Genomic DNA, 18,413 nt, shown 5'->3' with positions numbered 1-18,413 from the left:
CCGTAGAGTCGTGGCAGTTGCGGGAGGGAAAACGTGACCGAAGCGAGGCATCCGATCGGCGTCGCCGTCCTGGCGCCGCCCTTCGACGTGTCCGCACTCTGGATCGCTCTCGCGCAGACCCGCACGGGAACGGGTCAGCCCTCGCGGACTCCCCCGGACCGCGATGAGTCCCACGCCGAACGCGTCCATGCCCTCGTCGAGCTCGCGCGGACCGGGGATGCCGAGGCTTTCGGCCAGCTCTACGACATCTACGTCACGACCGTGTACCGCTTCCTCTACTACCGCGTGGGCTCGCGGCAGCTGGCCGAGGATCTCACGAGCGACACCTTCGTCCGGGCGATGAAGGCCGTCGGCAGGTTCAACTGGCAGGGCAAGGATTTCGGGGCGTGGCTCACCACCATCGCGCGCAATCTGATCGCCGACCACTACAAGTCGGCCCGGGTCCGGATGGAGCTGACCTCCGATGTCGTACCGGAGCGTGGGCCCGCCGCCGAGAGCTCTGAGGACGAGGCGCTCGTGCATCTCGGCGATCATGCTCTCCATCACGCGATCAGCGAGCTGTCCCCCGAGCAGCGGGACTGCATCGTCATGAGATTCCTGTCCGGCATGACGATCGCCCAGACCGCCGCGGCGCTCGACCGAAGCGAGGGGGCCATCAAGCAGCTTCAGTTGCGAGCGCTGCGCAATCTCGCCAAGAACGTGCCCCAGGAGCTGCGTCCCGAGCCATAACCTCCGCCGAATCCCGTCGTTAGATCACTTCAGACGATCCGAAAGGTCCACGCCACGTGTTCCTCCGCCACCGCCGCGCCGCCCAGGCCTTCGCCGATGCCTGGGGATCGCGTCGTCGCCCCGACGACGCGGAGGTCAGCGCGCTCGTGGCGCTGGCGCGGCGGGTGGAGGTCAGCGCCACCGCGGACCCCGATCCGGTCTTCCGCGACGGTCTGCGCGAGCAGCTGCTGGCCTCAGCCGGGCAGACGATGGTCGCCGGACCTCCCCGGCGCGTGTTCGAGCCCCAGCCCCTCAGCCCTGGACGACGCAGGGCCCGCTGGGCGGGGGCCGTCGTCGCCGCCACCTTGGCGCTGGTCGGCTCGGTGAGCGCCAGTGCCAGCGCCGTCCCCGGCGACATCCTGTATCCGGTCAAGATGGGCACCGAGCGCGTCGAGCGCACCTTCGCCGGCGACGACCAGAGCCTCGGGAGGCTCTACCTCACGCAGGCCGGCACGCGACTGGGAGAGGCCGAGGTCCTCGGCCAGCAGAGCAACACGAACGCACGCACACGGGTCAGCTCGGCACTGGATGCCTTCTCCGACAGCGCCGAGCGCGGCTCCGCACTCCTGCTGGGCACCGCGGGACGTCAGGTCGATCCAGCCGATGCGGACTATGTCGCCGCCTTCGCCGAGGACTCCACGGTGCGGATCAATGCGCTGCTGGAGCGCCTGGCACCCGCCGATCGGGGCAGCGCCGAGCGCGCGGTCCGCACGCTCGCGGATCTGGGCGTCGACATCGGGACCGCGTGTCCCGAGTGCACCGGGGACACCGAGCGCGTCGCCGAGTCCGTCGACGACCTGCTCTCGGATGTTCAGCGCACTCTCGTCGAGGGCGGACCCGCCGCGGGGACCGAGGACGGCGGCGAGCCCGGCCGGCAGTCCGATGCCACCGGCGAGCCCGGCACCACCACCCGCGGGGGTTCCCCGAGCGGCGGGGACACCGGCTCCTCGGAGCAGCCTCGGCCGCGGACCACGGCTCCGCCCATCGAGAGCCTGCCGATCATCGCGCTCCCCGAGGCCAAACCGCCCTCCAGCGTCGGTGACGTGCTGTCGCCGGTCGTCGGGGCGGTCCTGGGCGACGACCGCCAGGAAGGCCTCGTGCCGAGCGTCCTGGGCGTGCTCGGGCTGCGCCGCTGACCTTCGTTCTCGTGTGTTCGCGCACCGCGGAGCGACGCAGGATGTGCCTCTGCGGTTGTCATAGCGACCACCAAGGCACATCCTTCGTGCACGGGGCCTGGCTGAGACGCTCCCTCACCCGGCGGTGCGGGATACCTCGCCAGCCGCTGGCGCATAGGTCTCGCTCAGATGAACGGGTTGCCGCGGTCGCCGAGCAGCGTGTAGAGGTTCTGCTGGATGGTCTCGCGCACCTGATCGGTCACGTTGAACAGCAGCATCGGATCGTCGGCCGCCTCGGCCGGGTAGGCATCCGTGCGGATCGGCTCACCGAACTCGATGATCCACTTGCTCGGCAACGGCACCATCCCCAGCGGACCGAGCCACGGGAAGAAGGGCGTGATCGGCAGGTACGGGACGCCGAGCAGCCGCGCGAGCGAGGGGACATTGCCCACCAGGGGGTAGATCTCCTCCGCCCCCACGAGCGACACCGGGATGATCGGCACCTGTGCGCGCATCGCCGCGGAGACGAAGCCGCCCCGGCCGAAGCGCTGTAGCTTGTAGCGCTCGCTGTAGGGCTTACCGACTCCTTTGAAGCCCTCCGGCCAGACGGCCGCCAGCTCACCACGGGTGAGCAGCCGTTCGGCGTCATCGGCGCAGGCGAGGGTCGCTCCGAGCTTGCGGGCGAGCTGGCTGACGAAGGGCAGTGAGAAGACCAGATCGGCGCCCAGGGGACGCAGCGACCGTTCCGCGTGCTTGCGGACCGCGAAACCGGTGATGACACCGTCCATCGGCACGGTGCCCGAGTGATTGCCCACGAGCAGGGCACCTCCCTCGGCGGGGATGTTCTCGATGCCGCGGACCTCGAGCCGGAACCACTTCTCGGCGATCGGCTCGATGAGATGGTCGAGCAGGGCGACGACCTCGGGATCGTAGCCGAAGTCGTCGATCGCGTAGTCGCCGGAGAGCCGGTGCGCAAGCCCCGCGGTGAGGCCGTGGAGCCGGTCGTCCCAGTCCTCGCCCAGCAGCCGTTGAGCACCGCCTAGCAGCGCGCTCAGCAGCTCCTCGAGGCGCGGCTCACGCTGCTCGTGGTCGCGCCCGCCAGCACCCGACGCGGTCTCCTCGGCCGCGGCCGCGGCGGCGGCCGCGTCGTCATCGGTCACGGATCTGAGCCGGGGACGCTCGCCGGCGTTCTTCTTGCGCGCGGGGCCAGCGGGAGCACCACCGGCGAGGCCGCGCGCCGCAGCCGAGGGCGAGGTGCGCCGGTTGCCGCGGCCTGGCCGCCCGGAGGAGCCGATCGTGCGCAGGTCGTCGTTCATCGCACCCCCGCGTGCAGGAGACCGGGACGCAGAGCGCCCGCGAAAGAGGAGAAGGTCTGCCGCGTGGAGTGGCGGACCTCGTAGCCGAAGATGTCCCGCAGGGCGGCAGTGTCGACCACGCGTCCGTAGGTCAGCAGCCGGTGCAGGTCGGGGCTCGTCTCGGTTCCGACGAGGCGTGCGACGCGGGCGAAGGCGCTCCCGAGGCCGACCGGCGGCAAGGGAACGGCGGGTTTGCCGAGCAGGCGCGCACACTGCGACAGCAGCATGACGCCGTCCCCGGCCACATTGAAGGTACCCGGACGATCATGGCTCGCGGCCTGCCGGACGACCTCCATCGCGTCGGCGAGGTGCAGGAACTGCAGCCGCGGGTCGAAGCCGAGCACCGAGGGCAGCACCGGACCACGGAAGTAGGCGGCCAGCGGCGCGCTCGATCGCGGGGAGAGGATCTGGGACATCCGCAGGATGGTCACCAGCACATCGGGTCGCCGCCGGGCGAAGCCGCGGGTGTAGCCCTCGACCTCGACGGTGTCCTTGGGATAGCCGGAGCGGACACCACCGCGCGCGGTGCCCGACTCGGACCACACGGCCGGGTCGCGCGGCGAGGTGCCGTAGACCGCGGTGGACGATCCGAGCACGAACTTGCGCAGCGTCTCACTGCGCTGGCAAGCGGCGAGCACCTGCATCGTGCCGATGACGTTGAGCTCCTTGGTCGACTTGAGCCGACTGGAGGACGGTGCCACCCCGAGGTGGACGACGGTATCGACGTCCTCCACGGCGAGCACCTTGCCGATGACGGGTGTGCGGATGTCCGCGCGGATGAACTTGACGCTGCCCAGCTCGTGCGAGGGCAGCGTCGTGTCGACGCCGACCACCTTCTCGATGCCGGACTCCGCACCCCGTTCGGCGATCAGCCGGGCCGTCCGGGCCACCGCACCATCGGCGACACCCGTGACGAGGACGACCCTGCTCATCGGGTCGTGCTCTTACTTGCCGAGCTTGCGACGCTGGACGCGCGTGCGCTTGAGCATCTTGCGGTGCTTCTTCTTCGACATGCGCTTGCGGCGCTTCTTGATGACAGAACCCACGATTCACCTTTGGTCGGTTGGGAAAAGAACGATCGCTTCAGGATACGACGCACCGGCAAGCTCCCCTCATCCGGCCTGATAGAAGGACTTCTCCAGATACTCGCGCAGCGCCTTCTCGGTCACCCGGAAGGAGCGACCGACGCGTACGGCGGCGAGCTCACCGGAGTGGACGAGGCGGTAGACCGTCATCTTGGACACACGCATCTGCTCGGCGACCTCAGCCACCGTCAGGAACTTCGGTTCTTGTGCCATCGGACACCATCCTCGTGAGGGGGTGGGTCGAGCCTAGTGGAGAACCGGGGAACAGTTAAAGCGAACGTCTCATCTGGGAGTGCGGGACTCAGTACAGCGGGTCGAGCCCGAGCAGCGGGAAGACCTCGGTGCGCGTGGCATTGATCGACCGATCGAGCCAGCTGGCCGGGTCGTAGCCCTCCTCCCAGGCACGGAACGCCGCTCGGCGCCCGTCGGTCATCCGGGCCGGTGCGGGCTGGCCTCGCAGGCGTTCGACCTCGGCACGCCAGTGCTCCGGTGTCGCCACCTGTGGGTCGAGCTCCCGTCCCGAGACGATGGACAGCAGGTGCGCCCAGGCCCGCGGGACGACGTCGATGACCGCGTAGCCGCCTCCTCCGGTGGCGATCCACTTGCCTCCGGTGACCTCGTCGGCGAGGTCACGCACCGCGAGATAGGAGGCGCGCTGCCCGTCGACGCTGAGCATGAGGTTGGTGAGCGGATCGTCCATGTGGGAATCGCAGCCGTGCTGGCTGACGATGATCTCTGGATCGAACTCGCGCACGATCGCCGGGACGACCGCGTGGAAGGCGCGCAACCATCCCGCATCGGACGTGCCGGGCGGCAGCGGGACGTTGACCGCCGATCCTTCGGCCCCCTTGGCGCCGATCTCCGTCGAGTAGCCGGTGCCCGGGAAGAGCGTCTGCGGCGACTCGTGCAGCGAGATCGTGAGCACCCGCGGATCGTGATAGAACATCGCCTGCACGCCGTCACCGTGATGGGCGTCGACATCGATGTAGACGATCTTGGTCGCCCCGTGGTCGAGCAGCCAGCGGATGCCGACGGCGACATCGTTGTAGATGCAGAAGCCGCTCGCGCGGCCCGGCATGGCGTGGTGCAGGCCGCCGCTCACGTTGATGGCGCGGCGACGCTCCCCGGTCCACACCAGGCGCGCGGCCTCGGCGCTGGCTCCCGCGATGAGCGAGCTGGCCTCGTGCATGCCGGCGAACAGCGGATTGTCCTCCGTACCGAGGCCGATGGACGGGTCAGCGTGGGTGGGGTGCTTGCTGAGCTTGAGGACCTTCTCGATGTACTGCGGGGTGTGCACCTCGGCGAGTTGGTCCTCGGTGCAGGAGCTGGCGCCCACGATGTCGAGGTGGTCGAGCACCCCGAGCTCCTCGGCCAGGCGCATCGTCAGCTTGACCCGCACCGGGGCCATCGGGTGCGAGGGGCCGAAGTCGTAATCGGTCAGCCGCTCGTCGAAGACGACGGCGGCTCGATCCGACTCCGGCTGCGTCATGACCCGTCCTGGGACAGCTCGTGGGCGCGTGCGGCGCAGGCGGCGACGCCGGCGCGCAGGGCGTCGCCGGCACCCTGCTCGTCGAAGGTGGTGATCGCGGCGTGGGTGGTGCCGTTGGGCGACGTGACGCGGCGACGGAGCTCGGCGGGCGACTCCTCGCTGCCCGCGAGGAGGGCCGAGGCGCCGAGGAGGGTCTGCTGGGCCAGCCGGCGGGCTGTCGGCTCGTCGAGACCGGCCGCGACACCGCCGTCGATCATGGCCTCGGCGAGATAGAAGACGTACGCGGGGCCGGAGCCGGAGACGGCCGTCACGGCGTCCTGCTGGCTCTCGTCGACGACCGCGACCTTCCCGGCGCCCTCGAGCAGCTCCACGACGAGGTCGAGCTGCTCGGAGCTGACACTCGATCCCGGCGAGACTCCGAACATGCCCTGCCCGATGACCGCGGGGGTGTTGGGCATGGCCCGCACGACGGCGATGCCGTCGGGAAGGCGGCTCTCCATGGTGGCAGTGGTGACGCCGGCGGCGACGGACACGATCACGGCATCGGAGCGCACGGATCCGGCGATCTGCTCGGCCACCTCGGCGACGTGGTGCGGCTTGACGGCGAGGACGATCACGTTGGCGCCGGTCACGGCCGTCTCGGCATCGGCGCTGGTGATGTCGTAACGCTCGACGAGCTCGGCGGCTCGCTCCGCTCGCGGTTCGCTGACGGCGATGTCCTGGACGCCGGACGCCCGCCAGGCGGAGATGAGCGTCTCGCCCATCACGCCTCCGCCGATCACCGAGATGCGCAGTCCAGACATGAGATCGCTCATGCTCTGAGACTAGTATCACGCCCCGAGCGACGGGTCAGGAGGGCAAGGCGGCAGCGTGGAGGCGGGCGAACGCGAGGGCTTCGAGGAGGTCGTTCTCCCGGCCTTCAGGGCCCGCGGACTTGCGGGTGTTGATCTCGACGACGACCTGTCCGTCGAAGCCGTTGGTCGCCAGTTCCTCGAGCAGCTGCGCACAGGGCTGGCTGCCGCGCCCCGGGACGAGGTGCTCGTCCTTGCCCGAGCCGCTGCCGTCGGCGAGGTGGATGTGGCGCAGGCGCGGGCCGAGCTCGCGGGCCATCGCGAGCGGGTCGGCGTGGGCGGTGGCGCTGTGCGAGAGGTCGAGGGTCACGTGCGCGTAGTCGTGGAGGCGCGGGTCCCAGCCGGGGGCGTAGGCCTGGAACTCGCGTTTGCCGCTGCGCCAGGGGTACATGTTCTCGACGGCGAAGACGAGATCGTACTTCTCCTCCAGGTCGCGGATGCCGTCGACGAATCCGCGGGCGTAGTCGCGTTGCCAGCGAAAGGGCGGATGCACGACGACGACCTCGGCACCGACCTCGAGGGCCATCTCCGCGCTGCGGTGCAGCTTGCCCCACGGGTCGAGGCCCCAGACGCGCTGTGTCAGCAGCAGACAGGGGGCGTGGATCGAGGTGATGGGGATGTCGTGCTCGACGCTGAGCGCCTGCACGGTGTCGATCTCGGTGCTGATCTCGTCGATGCCGACCATGACCTCTACGGCGTCGTATCCCAGTCGCTTGGCGGCGTCGAAGCCTGCCGCCGTGGAGTCGGGATAGACCGATGATGTCGACAGCGACACCGTGATCGGCTCGTGGTCACTCACTCCACCAGGCTAGTCGTTCGCCGGTCACGGCACAGGTGACGCCCGCCTGGACAGCACGAAGGCCGTGCGCCCCGTAGGACGCACGGCCTTCGTGCTCAATCGGCTACCGGATCAGGCGATGTCGCCCAGACCACGGCGGCGACGGATCTCCATCGCGGCTCCACCGGCGGCGAGCAGCGCTGCGCCACCGAGGATGTACGGCAGCATCGCTGCGATACCGGTCCGCGGGAGGTCATCACCCGGGCCGGGGGCGGCTGCGTCCTCGAGGAGGGCGAAGCTCACACCGGCGTCGTTCGACTGCTCGTTGACGGTCTGCACGGCGCGCAGCGTGTAGTCGCCCGCCTTCAGCCCGTCCTCGAAGGCCACGTTCCACTCGCCGTTCTCGACGGTGGTCTCACCGATCTCCTCGTCGTTCAGGAAGACCGTGATGGTCGCGTCCTCGATGCCGGTGCCCTCAGCGCCCTCGGGGGCGGTGGCGGCGCGGTAGTTGACGCCGTCCTCCGGCGTGGTGATGACCGGGGCGTCCGGGATCACCGTGAAGCTGCTGGAGGTGACAGCGGACTCGTCACCGTCGACCACCTGGGTGGCGCTGACGCGGTACTCACCGGGGCCGAGGTTGACCTCAACCGACCAGTTGCCCTCGCCGTTGACCGTGGCGGTGCCCGAGGCATCGCCGGCGACCGTGACCTCAGCGCCCGGCTCGCCGGTTCCCGAGATCGCGTTCACGCTGCCGACGACGGTCGAGCCGTTCTCGGGAGCGGTGATCGCGGGTCCGGTCGCAGCAACCTCGACGCTGAAGTCGACCGTGTCGGAGGTGTCGAAACCGCGCGTGGCGGTCAGGCTGAACTCGTAGGTGCCGAGCTCCTCGACGGCATTGAAGGTCCAGTTGCCCTCGCCGTTGATATCGACGGTCTGGTCCTCGCGACCCTCGGAGGTGATGGTGAGCTCGCCGTTCGCGGGGCCGGTGCCGGTGATGGCATCGCCGCGGCCGACCGTGCCACCGTCCTCGGGGGACGTCAGCGCGGGCTCGTCGAGATCGAGAGCGACCGTGTAGTCGCCACCGAGCTGGGCGAGGCCGCCCTGAAGATCGGCGCCCCAGACCATCAGGTCGCCCGTCTCAGTCTCGCCACCACCGGACAGAACGCCGACCGCGGTCTCACCGCGCACCATGGAGCCGCCGGAGTCGCCCGACGTGGCTGCCATGCCGAGCACGCCGAAGCCGTGGACCCAGCGCACGTCCGAGGGATCACCGGGCTTGGAGATCTGCGCCCAGCCATCCTCGATGACGACCTGGCCGCTCGAGGGCCGAGTGGTACGGCCCGAACGGTTGATGGTGTCGCCGACGGCGGCAGTGCCCACGGCCTTGACCGGAGTCGTGGATGCGGACAGATCCGAGGTGTTGGACCAGTCGGTCACCTCGGGAAGAAGGTTCAGCTCGTCGTTGGTGACGTCGTACGCGGCGATATCGACGCTCGCGGGATCGTTCTCGGCTCCGGCGCTGTTTCCGGGGCCACCGTACTGGGAGGCGCCGAGCACTCCGAGGGGGTGCAGCAGCGCAACATCCGAGTTGTCAGCGGCGCCTCCACCTGACGGATCGCCTGCGGGAACGGTCAATGCGGCGTTGTCAGACGCATTGTCATCCGTGCAGTGGCCCGCTGAGATGACGGCCGGCTCGCCCTCAGAGTTCCAGCCGGTGAAACCGATGGAGCACAGGCCTCCGGCCTCGGCATCGGCGGGCGCCGTGAAGTAACCGGCACCGCCGACGACATCGGTATCGGCGAAAGCGGTGAAACGGTCCGGCACCACGAAGACATCGACGTTGTCGTGCGCAGCCGCGTCAGCAGCGGCTCCCTCGAGCTCAGCCTCTGCCTTGTCGGTGACCAGCACCACCTTGCCGGCTTCGCCCTGCCCGATCGCCTGGATGGAGTCGTCACCCGAGAGGGCGCTCATCAGACCGGTGACGGTCGGTGCGCCTTCCTCGCCGGAGGCCGCCGTCGCGGACAGCACCCCCGTAGTGAGGGTCAGGGCCGCCACTCCGAGGGCCGCGACACCTCGCTTCATGTGGATCGACATGCATTTCCTCTCCTGCTGGCACCCCGCAGCGTCCCCGTCGTCCGGTCCCCGAGTGCAAGCTTCTCTGTCACAAACGCACTCAACCTATCTGTAACCTGAGAAAAAGTCACACCCGCCCCCGGGCGGAACGATCGGGAGGAAACCCTGATGTCAGTGCTCACGATGGGCCGTGTCGCAATCGTTGTGGTTGCTCTCATGGTCGTCTCAGCCTGCGGTAACAGCGAAACCAGCGGGGGCTCGGCCGACCCACAGGCAACCTGGGGCGTGAAGGCAGAGCGTTCTCCATATCTTGAGATCGCCGACGGCGAGGTCAAGGGCAGCGACGGCTGCAATAGCCTGAGCGGAACCTATGAGATGGACGGCGACGAGCTCACCTTCTCGATGAAGATGTCGACCATGATGGCCTGCCCCGGTGTCGATCCGTGGCTGGCGAAGCTCAAGTCCGCGCGCATCGACGGCGACGTCCTGGTGGTGTTCAACCGCGAAGGTGACGAGATCGGCACGCTGGACCGCTCCGCCTGAGGTCAGTCACTCAGGATGGTGTCGCCGATGAGCCAGTATTCGCCATCGTTGGTGGGTAGGGCTGCTCGAAACGTCTTGCGGTCGTGGTGGCGTTTGCACAGGCACCAGTTGTTGAATCCGGCGGTGGGTCCGTCCGGCACCGGGACGCGATGGTCGATCTCACATCGCGAGCTGCCTACCTGGCATCCCGGATAGCGGCACGTTCCGTCTCTGAACCGGATCGCCATCCCGGATATCGGGTGGATAGCGGCCGGCGTAGACGGTCTCCAGGATGTTCTCACCGGTCTCGTCGGCCAGAAGCCGATACCAGAACGGATTCGCACTGACCGCCAACTCCCGGACGGCGTCGGCGGGGATCGTCCACTCGCGATCCGCGCTCACGACCGGCTGATCATCCACGCCAGCCAACGTGGACGCGGGGACCAAGACCCCAATAGCGAGAGCTGGCGTCTTCGCTCGGTCGTGGGCGGGGCCGATCTCGGTGAGCGCGCCCACGAACAGATCCGCACGCTTCTGATCCAGAGTCCGATCGTCCTCCAGATCGACGATCGCTTTCGGCCCGATCCAGCCGGCCTCGATGTCCGCGAGGACGATCGACGGCAGATGATTCGCATGCAGATCACCCGTGCCGTCGTCAATGGAGCCATCGCAGTGGGGGCGTAGCCGCGATGGAGTGGGTGACCCGGATCGACCCGCTCACCGTAGATGCTCTCGTACCGTTCGGCCGCATGCTCGGGCTCAGCCATCGCCTCCCGACGCTTCAACCACCACCGGAGCTGGGCGACGGTATGAGTCTCCGCGTAACGAGCGATGCGTTAATCGAGCCGCTCGAACGACTCGACATAATTCGAGCTTGCTCGCCTCGCGGCCGATCTCGGTGATCCGCTGACCATCGAGACGACTCTCACCGAATGCCGCCCACGTCAGAGGGAGGTTCTCGCGCACCGTCTACGCCTCACAGACGCGGTTCTGGACGACGTTCTCCGACCAGCCCAATGCCTGCGCCACCGTCGACGCTAGGGCAGCGAACTCATACCCCGTCGCCTCGATCCCATCGACATACCGCAAGATCGCATCGATCCGGTGAAAGTCAGCGACCACGCTCTGCCGGCGCACACCGAGAAGCTCAACGAGCCCGGCATCAGCGGTAGCGATCAACATACATTCAATCTATCCGCTACCACTGACAAATCCGCCGCTCCACGGCGGGAGCCCGCTATGAATTCCGTTTCTGATCGTTATAGAACTGCTTCTTCTCAATTCGACCAGGCGAGTCGATGATACCTAGCACGAGCCAAACAAGGGCACCAAGTCCAATAACGATGCGAGCCCCTTGGTTATCAACCATGCACGCCCAGAGCATCAGAAACGGCGCCGTAACGATCAGAAATAACCGGTGGAGCTTTGCACGCGACGAACGCACGTATTCTTTGTTCGACAAGAGAAATATCCTCACTTCAGGAGGTAGCACCGGTAATCAGCATGCCGGTACCGCAGCCGTAGAGTCCACCAATCGTCGCACCCGCGGCCGAACCCAAGCCTGGGAACACCCAGGTTCCGGCCCAGCCACCAGCGGCAGCGCCGATTTCTCCAGCAGTCAGACACGAACCAGCCATCTGACTGAGTGACGCCCAATCCGTATCCAGCCCCGTCGGGTCGACGTTGTTGATGGGGTCGCCGGCGGCGTAGAGGTAGGGGTTCTGCTCCTCGCCTGCGGGGTCCATCTGGTTGAAAACTCCGAAGGTCGGCACGTAGTAGCGGGCCCCGAACTTGATCGTTCCCAGTGGGCCGGTCTGCCCGCCCGCATATCCCGCGAGCGAGTCCTGCGCAACGCCGCCACGGGCCTGCCCGAAGGGATCGTAGGCATAGCGTTCCGCGACCTCACCTGCGTTATCAATTACCGCCACCGTCGAACCTTGGTGATCCGAAACCGTATAGCGCGTATCGCCGTCACGTGCCACCGATATCACTGATCCGTCCGGCGATCGCGTAATCGACTCGTGACTCGGCTCATTCTCGCCATGAAGAAGAGTGCTCGTACGAGCAAGACCCAGCGATGATTCTGCTTCGTAGGTTACATCCGAACGCTGGAAAGGCCACCGAGTGATCTCCTCGACCTTCACACGTGATGTATTGCTGCTGTCGATATAGGCGAAATAGTCACTCGCCCACGAGCTACCCACGTAGCCTACGGCGTCGAGTTGATTGCTACTGGCGAAACCATAGCTACCGGTCATGAATGCCTGCTCCAAGTTGCCGCGGTTGTCGTAGGCGAACTGTGTCGTCGAGTTGCTATCCTCGCCGGTGATCTGATCGGCCTCGTTGTACGTTGTCGTCGCACCGCCGGACTTGGTTCTATTTCCGTTGAGGTCGTATTCGTAGGTCCAGTGCTCACCACCGCTCTCATTGGCGTCGACGAGTCGGCCGAGACTGTCGTAGCTATAGCTGATCGTGGAGCCGGTCGGGGCGTGGATGCCGACATGGTCGGTGCGGGCCTGGATCTTGCTGCGGTCCACCCCGTCGTCATCGAAGGAATAGGAATAGTCCGACACGGACTCCTCATCTCCGTCGACCGAGCTGATGCGGGTAGGGCGCGAGGAATCGTCGTATTCCTTGCTGATGCTCGCGCCACCGGGCAGGGATCGGCCGGTCTCATTCCCGTTGTCGTCATAGGTGAAGGTCACCGATCCACCCGGGTCCGTCAGCTGCGTCAACTGGCTCGCCGCGTCATAGGCATAGGTCCGAGCACCCGTGACCCCGTCATCGTGGCTCGTCATGTTGCCCCGCGAGTCGTAACCCATCGCGATGGTCACATCGAACTCGGACCCGTCCGCGGGAACGCGCGTCTGCACCGCTGTCGTGTTGCCTCGAGTGTCGTAACTGTGGTCGCGCCGCGACTGGGCACCGTAGGCTCCCCCGCCGATCGGTTCCCCCGACCGCACCTCGGCAGTCAGCTGGCCGTCGTTGTCGAAGTCGTAGACCGTGTCGGACTCCCAGGCTCCCTCACCGGCGACCTCCTCGGTCTGCTGAACCAGCCGATCGGCCGCGTCGTACACGTATCCGATGACCTGATCGCCCTGCTCGGTCTGCGTGACGCGCCCGACAGAGTCGTAGCTGTACGTCGTCGGCGCGACAGGCCCCGGCGGCGTGACGGTGGCGAGATTGCCGTCGCCATCGTAGGTGTACTGCGTGGTGTGACCGTTGCCATTGGTCGACGAGCACTGCTGCCCCTGCTTCCCGCCACAGCTCGCACCGTCGATGCCGTGGTGGGTGTAGGACAGTTCCTGCCCTCCGGAATCGTTCGTCGTGTCGGTCTGATGCGTCAGATTCCCGGGCCCGTCATAGGCAAAAGTCTTCTGACCGCCCTCCGGGTCGGTCGAGCACTTGACCAGGTGCGGATGGCCCGATGTCGGCGACGCACAGCCGTCGTCGATCCCATAGGTCGCATTCGCCGCAGCGCCAGTCGGCAGCTGGACCTGGGTCGGGTTGTTGGCATCGTCGTAGCTGTAGCTGGTGACATTGCCCTCACCCGTGCCGCCGCCCATCGCATCGGTCTGCGTCGCGACCTGCGAATTCGGGGTCCACTCCTGTGAACGCGTCCGTCCCAACGGGTCGGTCACCGAGGTCACCCGGCCGTCGTCATCGAGCTCGATGGTCGAGTCGTTGCCATCGGGGTCGGTCAGCGTCGTCTGACCAGCGGCATACGAGAAGCTCGTCGTCGCAGCCGTGCTGTCCGGTTCACCGGATGTGAGGTGACGGTCGACTGAGCTGACACGATTCCGATCGTCGTACCCGAAGGACGTCACCGAGCCTTCGGCAGTCGTGATACGAGTGAGCCGTCCGGAGTCGTCGTAGCCATAGTGACGGGTCGCGCCGTCGGCGCCCTTCACGCTCGTGAGCCGCTGGTCGTCGTCGTAACCGAACTCGAACACCCGGCCCGCGGGGTCGGTGATCGTCGAAACCCGCACGCCGGTGTACTCATAGCTCGTCACACGCCCGGCAGCATCCGTCACCGAGGCGACGCGGTTGTTCGCTCCGTAGGCATAGGTCAGCGCATTGCCGTTACGGTCCTCGTTTCGCAGGAGGAATCCGCCCGCGGTGAACACCAGCCGCTCGCCGTTCTGACGGTACGTCACCACCCATTCGCCGTTGTCCTGCTGGGCGAGATCGGCCTGCAACCCTGGGGGCGTCTGCCAGCCGCCGTCAGCCTCGGTGAAGTGAGCGCGGAAGCCCGACGGAGCTCGGAAGACCACCATCGTCGGACCGACCTCCAGTCCGATGTCGTGCGCCGCCGAGATTGACCACTTCGGCCCATACCCACCGAACCGTTGAGACAGGCCGTTGTAGAACCGGTCCAGCGATAGCCCGATGCCAGGGCCGTTGATGGCGAGATCCTCCGCCCGGACGACAAGATTCCCGTTCCCCAGATTCACCGCGGCGGTGTGGATGTCGTCGAGGCCGAACTCCTCGAAACCGTAGTGCTCCTGGACTCCCAGGCCCGGAGCGGCTACCTCGTCATCGCCGGCCGACATGAGGGTCCGAAGCTCGGCCTCATCGTCCGCGATCTCCTCAGCGGCGAGATCCGCCGACCAGTCCCCCTCAGGGATCTCGCCCACCGGCTCGCGGTTCACCTCCGCCGGCGCTTCCCACACCGAGCCGGGACGTTCACCGCCTCCCGGCTCGGCGACTGCCGGCACAAAGACCAGCATTCCACCGATCGCCACGGTCGATCCGACAACAACACCGAGCAGACGTGCGCGCACAGCGGCACCTTCCGATTCCCCTACCGGATGCCTCACACGTCGTGAGAGCCCCGGCGCCGGACGACGCTGCTACTGGGCTGAACAACGCCAATAGCTCCATCGGATCACACCGGGATAGTCCGCCGCAGGAAAATGGACCAAAAAGTCAGAAAATCTCGTCCGCCCGGATCAGAGGTGGTCGAGGTGCTCGATGAGCACACCCTCGCGCAACGCCCACGGGCAGATCTCGAGCTCCTCCACACCGAAGAGGTCCATCGCCGCCTCGGCCACGACGGCACCGGCCCGCATCTGGTGAGCGCGATCCACCGTCGCACCGGGCAAGGCGGCGACCTCATCGGGAGTCATCGTGGCCAGCTGATCGACCAGCTTGCCCAAGCGCTGCGCGGACAGGACCCGGCGGACGTACGGTCCCTCCGCCGAGGGCGCCGCCCCGCACATCCGGGCGAGGGAACGGAAGGTCTTGCTGGTCGCGACCGCCCGGTCGAACCCTCCCCCGCGCAGCAACGGTCCCGCCAGCTGGCCGATCTCCTTGCGCACCTGGAGCCGCAGCTCGGGCAGCGAGGCCCCTCGCTCGAGTCGCTCGCGGGTGAGCCGGCCCGCACCGAGCGGAAGGGAGGAGACGACATCCGGTTCCTCGTCGGCGCCGACCGCCAACTCCAGGGAGCCTCCACCGATGTCGAACACCCCCAGACGCCCGGAGGACCAGCCGAACCAACGACGGACCGCGAGGAACGTCAGCCGCGCCTCGTCCTCCCCCGGCAGCACCGACAAGTCCAGTCCCGTCGCCTCATTGACCGCCTGGATCACCTCGTCGGCGTTCACCGCATCGCGCACAGCGGACGTGGCGAACGCCAGCACCGTGTCGCAGCCCTTCTCGGCGGCCTCATGGGTCGCCTCGACCGCGTACTTCACCAGCCGCGCGACACCCTCATCGGTCACCCGCTGCTCAGCGTCGAGGTGCTCAGCCAGCCGCAAGGGCTCTTTGAACGAATGCGCAGGAACCGGCGGACCGCCCCGATAGGCGTCCACGATGAGCAGATGGCCGGTATTGGACCCGATGTCGAGCACACCCATGCGCATGATCTCCAGTGTGACAGCCGGCACTCCCACCAGTCGTCATGCGGTCGGCCGTTCCACCGCGCCGCACCGCCGGACCTCCTACAGTGGAGTGATGCCGGAGATCGACCTGGGCTTCCCCCGCGCGTTCGTGGAGTTCGCGAACCCCGACGACTCGACCGAACGCTTCCGAGCCGACCTCACCTGGCTCACCTCCCGCTGGACCTGCATCTTCGGTCAGGGCTGCCCCGGCGTCTACGCCTCGCTCCCCGATGTCGGCTGCTGCGCCCACGGCGCCCACTTCAGCGACGATGACGACGTCGCCCGCGTCTCCGACTTCGTCGAGGTGCTCGACCCCACCGAGTGGGAGCTCCACGACGAAGGCCATGCGCGCGGTTGGACCGAGCTCGAGGACGGCGAGCTGAAGACACGCGTCGTCGACGGTGCGTGCATCTTCCACAACTCGCGAGACTTCCCCGGCGGCTACGGGTGCGCCCTGCACGCGCACGCGCTCGCCGAGGGCCTCGAGCCGCTGGAGACCAAGCCCGATGTGTGCTGGCAGCTGCCGCTGCGACGCGAGTTCCGGGAGGTCGACCCCGGCGACGGAGACACCTACACCGAGGTGACCATCGGCGAATACGTCCGCGCCGGGTGGGGACCCGGGGGCCAGGACTTCGACTGGTACTGCTCCTCGAACACCGACGCCCACGTCGGTGCCGATCCCGTCTACGTCTCCTACCGGCCCGAGCTCATCGCCCTGATGGGTCAGGAGGGCTACGACCAGCTCGCGGCCCGATGCGAGCGTTTCCTGGCCGACGGGCGACCCGAGCCACACCCGGCCGACCCGGGCTGAGACCCGCTCGTCCCTCCCAGCAGCGGTATCTCCTCAACCCCATCCGCGACCGGTGACGTTGCTGGAGTATCTCTCGAGCACCGGAAGGGTTGACCGTCTACCGACACCTGGCCGAGCCTCGCAGCGGAGTCGCAGGACCGTTCGAGACTGAGCCGACCCTAAGTACGGTCCGCGCCGCAGGCGCCCGTAACAATGCCGTATGCATCTCGACCACGTGACCTTCGCCGCCGGGCCACAGGGCCTCGCCGAGACCACCGCCGAGCTGAGCGAGCGTCTCGGTACCCCCTTCCTCGACGGCGGGATCCATCCCCGTTTCGGGACCCGCAACATGATCCTGCCGCTGGCCAACCACCAGTACATGGAGATCGTCGAGGTGCTGGAGCACCCGGCCGCTGAGAAGGCGGCCTTCGGCAAGGCCGTGCGCGCACGCTCCGAGCTGGGTGGCGGCTGGCTGTGCTGGAGTATCGCGGTCGACGACATCACTCCGGTCGAGCGGATGATCGGCCGGCACTCGGTGCCCGGCAACAGACACCGTCCCGATGGGTTCAATCTGGAGTGGCGACAGATCGGCACCAGCTCGATGGCCGCCGATCCGCAGCTGCCGCAGGTCATGCAGTGGCTGATCGACCCCGCCGAGCATCCCTCGCAGATGGCGCCGACGGATATCGAGCTGGTAGCCCTCGAGATCGCCGGCAGCCCGCAGCGTGTCTCCGACTGGCTTGACGAGGGCGCGATCAGCGCGCTCGAGCAGATCGAGGTCCGCTGGGTCGCGCCGAACGCCCTGCCGGGCATCACGGTCGCGGAGTTCGCGACCCCCGGCGGCACGATCCGCATCTGAGACCCGACGACGGGCGTACCGTGGGGATATGGCGCAGATCACGTCCCCCGACGGCACCCGCATCGTCTATGACGACCTCGGCGAGGGTCCAGCGCTCATCGTCATCGGCGGTGCGCTGAACACCCGGGCCGCCACTCGCGGCCTGGCCGAGGACCTCGCCGAGCGCGGCCTGCATGTACTCAATCCCGACCGCCGAGGGCGGGGAGACTCCGACGATGCCGCGTCACCGCCGCCGTGGGACCCGGACCGCGAGGTCGAGGACATCGCGGCGCTGGTCGAAGCGGCCGGCGGCCGCGCGAGCCTCTACGGTCATTCGTCCGGAGCGGCCGTCGCGCTGCGTGCCGCCGCGGCGCTCGACACGGTCGATCGGCTCATCCTCAACGAGCCCCCGTACGCCCTCGAGGATGCTGAGACACCTCGCCGGTGGTCCACCCAGGTCCGTGACCTCGTGGCCGACGGACGAGGGGGTGACGCCGTGATCGCCTTCGCCACCGTGCTCGGCATGCCCCCGGAGATGGCGGAGGCACAGATGCGCGGCCCACAGTGGGATGCTGTCGGGCTCAGCCTCCCCTACGACTCGGCGGCCATGGGTGATGAGCACGGCGCTCTCCTGCCGGTGCCGCTCGCCGAGCGCGTCACCGCCCCTGTCCTCGTGCTCGCCGGAGGCGCCGACTTCCCCTTCATGGTCGACGTCGCCCGCACGCTCACGCCGCTGTTCACCGACGGCACCTTCCTGCATCTGGAAGGCCACGGACACGATGCCGGGCCGGAGATCGTCGGCCCACCCGTCGCGGACTTCGTTCTCGGCCGGTCGTAGGTGTGGCGGTAGGGCAGCAACCTCACCCA

Annotated in this window: 18 protein-coding genes; 6 read left to right on the top strand and 12 right to left on the bottom strand. The window is 67.7% G+C overall.

Features of this window, described 5'->3' with window-relative positions:
- Nucleotides 1-33 precede the first annotated feature (33 nt).
- Nucleotides 34-729: a sigma-70 family RNA polymerase sigma factor gene (locus tag FNM00_RS01815; protein ID WP_143911302.1), complete on the top strand. Its 696-nt coding sequence runs from the start codon at nt 34-36 to the stop codon at nt 727-729.
- Between the two features lie 56 nt (nt 730-785).
- Nucleotides 786-1,904, top strand: a complete 1,119-nt coding sequence (locus FNM00_RS01810) for a DUF5667 domain-containing protein (RefSeq protein ID WP_143911301.1) — start codon at nt 786-788, stop codon at nt 1,902-1,904.
- Nucleotides 1,905-2,068: 164 nt separating this feature from the next.
- Here the strand turns inward: FNM00_RS01810 and FNM00_RS01805 are convergent, their stop codons facing one another.
- The 8 genes from FNM00_RS01805 to FNM00_RS01770 form a co-directional block, all read right to left on the bottom strand.
- Entirely contained in the window at nt 2,069-3,199 is a 1,131-nt protein-coding gene (locus tag FNM00_RS01805) for a lysophospholipid acyltransferase family protein (RefSeq protein WP_143911300.1), read from the bottom strand.
- A complete protein-coding gene (locus FNM00_RS01800; RefSeq protein ID WP_143911299.1) occupies nt 3,196-4,170 on the bottom strand; it encodes an NAD-dependent epimerase/dehydratase family protein in 975 nt (324 codons plus the stop codon). The genes FNM00_RS01805 and FNM00_RS01800 overlap by 4 nt, the downstream gene beginning before the upstream one ends.
- Nucleotides 4,171-4,182: 12 nt before the next feature.
- Nucleotides 4,183-4,284 (bottom strand): 30S ribosomal protein bS22, encoded by a 102-nt coding sequence (locus tag FNM00_RS01795; protein ID WP_012359487.1) that lies wholly within the window; start codon nt 4,282-4,284, stop codon nt 4,183-4,185.
- Nucleotides 4,285-4,350: 66 nt separating this feature from the next.
- Nucleotides 4,351-4,536, bottom strand: a complete 186-nt coding sequence (locus FNM00_RS01790) for a helix-turn-helix domain-containing protein (protein ID WP_143911298.1) — start codon at nt 4,534-4,536, stop codon at nt 4,351-4,353.
- Nucleotides 4,537-4,624: 88 nt separating this feature from the next.
- Nucleotides 4,625-5,812, bottom strand: coding sequence for an acetoin utilization protein AcuC (locus tag FNM00_RS01785; protein WP_143911297.1), 1,188 nt, complete (start codon nt 5,810-5,812; stop codon nt 4,625-4,627).
- On the bottom strand, nt 5,809-6,627 hold the full coding sequence (gene proC / locus FNM00_RS01780; protein WP_246065025.1) for a pyrroline-5-carboxylate reductase: 819 nt from the start codon (nt 6,625-6,627) through the stop codon (nt 5,809-5,811). The genes FNM00_RS01785 and proC overlap by 4 nt, the downstream gene beginning before the upstream one ends.
- A 34-nt stretch (nt 6,628-6,661) precedes the next feature.
- Complete coding sequence (locus FNM00_RS01775) at nt 6,662-7,462, bottom strand: sugar phosphate isomerase/epimerase family protein (RefSeq protein WP_143911296.1); 801 nt, start codon at nt 7,460-7,462, stop codon at nt 6,662-6,664.
- Between the two features lie 111 nt (nt 7,463-7,573).
- Complete coding sequence (locus FNM00_RS01770) at nt 7,574-9,535, bottom strand: S1 family peptidase (protein ID WP_143911295.1); 1,962 nt, start codon at nt 9,533-9,535, stop codon at nt 7,574-7,576.
- A gap of 147 nt (nt 9,536-9,682) precedes the next feature.
- Between FNM00_RS01770 and FNM00_RS01765 the strand changes: the two genes are divergently transcribed.
- Complete coding sequence (locus tag FNM00_RS01765) at nt 9,683-10,057, top strand: META domain-containing protein (protein WP_143911294.1); 375 nt, start codon at nt 9,683-9,685, stop codon at nt 10,055-10,057.
- Nucleotides 10,058-10,216: 159 nt separating this feature from the next.
- On the opposite strand, the gene FNM00_RS01760 is transcribed toward FNM00_RS01765, so the two are convergent.
- From FNM00_RS01760 to FNM00_RS01745, 4 genes are all read right to left on the bottom strand, one after another.
- Nucleotides 10,217-10,552 carry a hypothetical protein gene (locus tag FNM00_RS01760; RefSeq protein WP_143911293.1) on the bottom strand — a complete coding sequence of 112 codons (336 nt, stop codon included), beginning with the start codon at nt 10,550-10,552 and terminating at the stop codon, nt 10,217-10,219.
- A 453-nt stretch (nt 10,553-11,005) separates the two neighbouring features.
- Nucleotides 11,006-11,218, bottom strand: a complete 213-nt coding sequence (locus tag FNM00_RS01755; RefSeq protein ID WP_143911292.1) for a hypothetical protein — start codon at nt 11,216-11,218, stop codon at nt 11,006-11,008.
- A 296-nt stretch (nt 11,219-11,514) separates the two neighbouring features.
- A complete protein-coding gene (locus tag FNM00_RS01750; RefSeq protein WP_143911291.1) occupies nt 11,515-14,820 on the bottom strand; it encodes an RHS repeat-associated core domain-containing protein in 3,306 nt (1,101 codons plus the stop codon).
- A gap of 168 nt (nt 14,821-14,988) precedes the next feature.
- On the bottom strand, nt 14,989-15,924 hold the full coding sequence (locus FNM00_RS01745; protein WP_307837156.1) for a Ppx/GppA phosphatase family protein: 936 nt from the start codon (nt 15,922-15,924) through the stop codon (nt 14,989-14,991).
- A gap of 67 nt (nt 15,925-15,991) precedes the next feature.
- Between FNM00_RS01745 and FNM00_RS01740 the strand changes: the two genes are divergently transcribed.
- The 3 genes from FNM00_RS01740 to FNM00_RS01730 all read left to right on the top strand — a co-directional run bounded on the left by FNM00_RS01740 (nt 15,992) and on the right by FNM00_RS01730 (nt 18,384).
- Nucleotides 15,992-16,729, top strand: coding sequence for a DUF3109 family protein (locus FNM00_RS01740; protein WP_143911290.1), 738 nt, complete (start codon nt 15,992-15,994; stop codon nt 16,727-16,729).
- 199 nt (nt 16,730-16,928) lie between these two features.
- Nucleotides 16,929-17,567, top strand: a complete 639-nt coding sequence (locus FNM00_RS01735; RefSeq protein ID WP_143911289.1) for a VOC family protein — start codon at nt 16,929-16,931, stop codon at nt 17,565-17,567.
- A 28-nt stretch (nt 17,568-17,595) separates the two neighbouring features.
- Nucleotides 17,596-18,384 (top strand): alpha/beta fold hydrolase, encoded by a 789-nt coding sequence (locus tag FNM00_RS01730; protein ID WP_143911288.1) that lies wholly within the window; start codon nt 17,596-17,598, stop codon nt 18,382-18,384.
- Nucleotides 18,385-18,413 lie beyond the last annotated feature (29 nt).

This window comes from Aeromicrobium piscarium, assembly GCF_007421815.1.
Taxonomy (GTDB): domain Bacteria; phylum Actinomycetota; class Actinomycetes; order Propionibacteriales; family Nocardioidaceae; genus Aeromicrobium; species Aeromicrobium piscarium.
The sequence above is the reverse complement of the archived record's forward strand: the minus strand, read 5'-3'. Positions and strand labels throughout refer to the sequence as shown.

Excerpts from the sequence above, each read along its gene's own strand:
- FNM00_RS01805 (WP_143911300.1), bottom strand. The coding sequence starts at position 3,199 with ATGAACGACGACCTGCGCACGATCGGCTCCTCCGGGCGGCCAGGCCGC.
- FNM00_RS01800 (WP_143911299.1), bottom strand. The coding sequence starts at position 4,170 with ATGAGCAGGGTCGTCCTCGTCACGGGTGTCGCCGATGGTGCGGTGGCC.
- FNM00_RS01790 (WP_143911298.1), bottom strand. The coding sequence starts at position 4,536 with ATGGCACAAGAACCGAAGTTCCTGACGGTGGCTGAGGTCGCCGAGCAG.
- FNM00_RS01785 (WP_143911297.1), bottom strand. The coding sequence starts at position 5,812 with ATGACGCAGCCGGAGTCGGATCGAGCCGCCGTCGTCTTCGACGAGCGG.
- proC (WP_246065025.1), bottom strand. The coding sequence starts at position 6,627 with ATGAGCGATCTCATGTCTGGACTGCGCATCTCGGTGATCGGCGGAGGC.
- FNM00_RS01770 (WP_143911295.1), bottom strand. The coding sequence starts at position 9,535 with ATGTCGATCCACATGAAGCGAGGTGTCGCGGCCCTCGGAGTGGCGGCC.
- FNM00_RS01765 (WP_143911294.1), top strand. The coding sequence starts at position 9,683 with ATGTCAGTGCTCACGATGGGCCGTGTCGCAATCGTTGTGGTTGCTCTC.
- FNM00_RS01755 (WP_143911292.1), bottom strand. The coding sequence starts at position 11,218 with ATGTTGATCGCTACCGCTGATGCCGGGCTCGTTGAGCTTCTCGGTGTG.
- FNM00_RS01740 (WP_143911290.1), top strand. The coding sequence starts at position 15,992 with ATGCCGGAGATCGACCTGGGCTTCCCCCGCGCGTTCGTGGAGTTCGCG.
- FNM00_RS01735 (WP_143911289.1), top strand. The coding sequence starts at position 16,929 with ATGCATCTCGACCACGTGACCTTCGCCGCCGGGCCACAGGGCCTCGCC.
- FNM00_RS01730 (WP_143911288.1), top strand. The coding sequence starts at position 17,596 with ATGGCGCAGATCACGTCCCCCGACGGCACCCGCATCGTCTATGACGAC.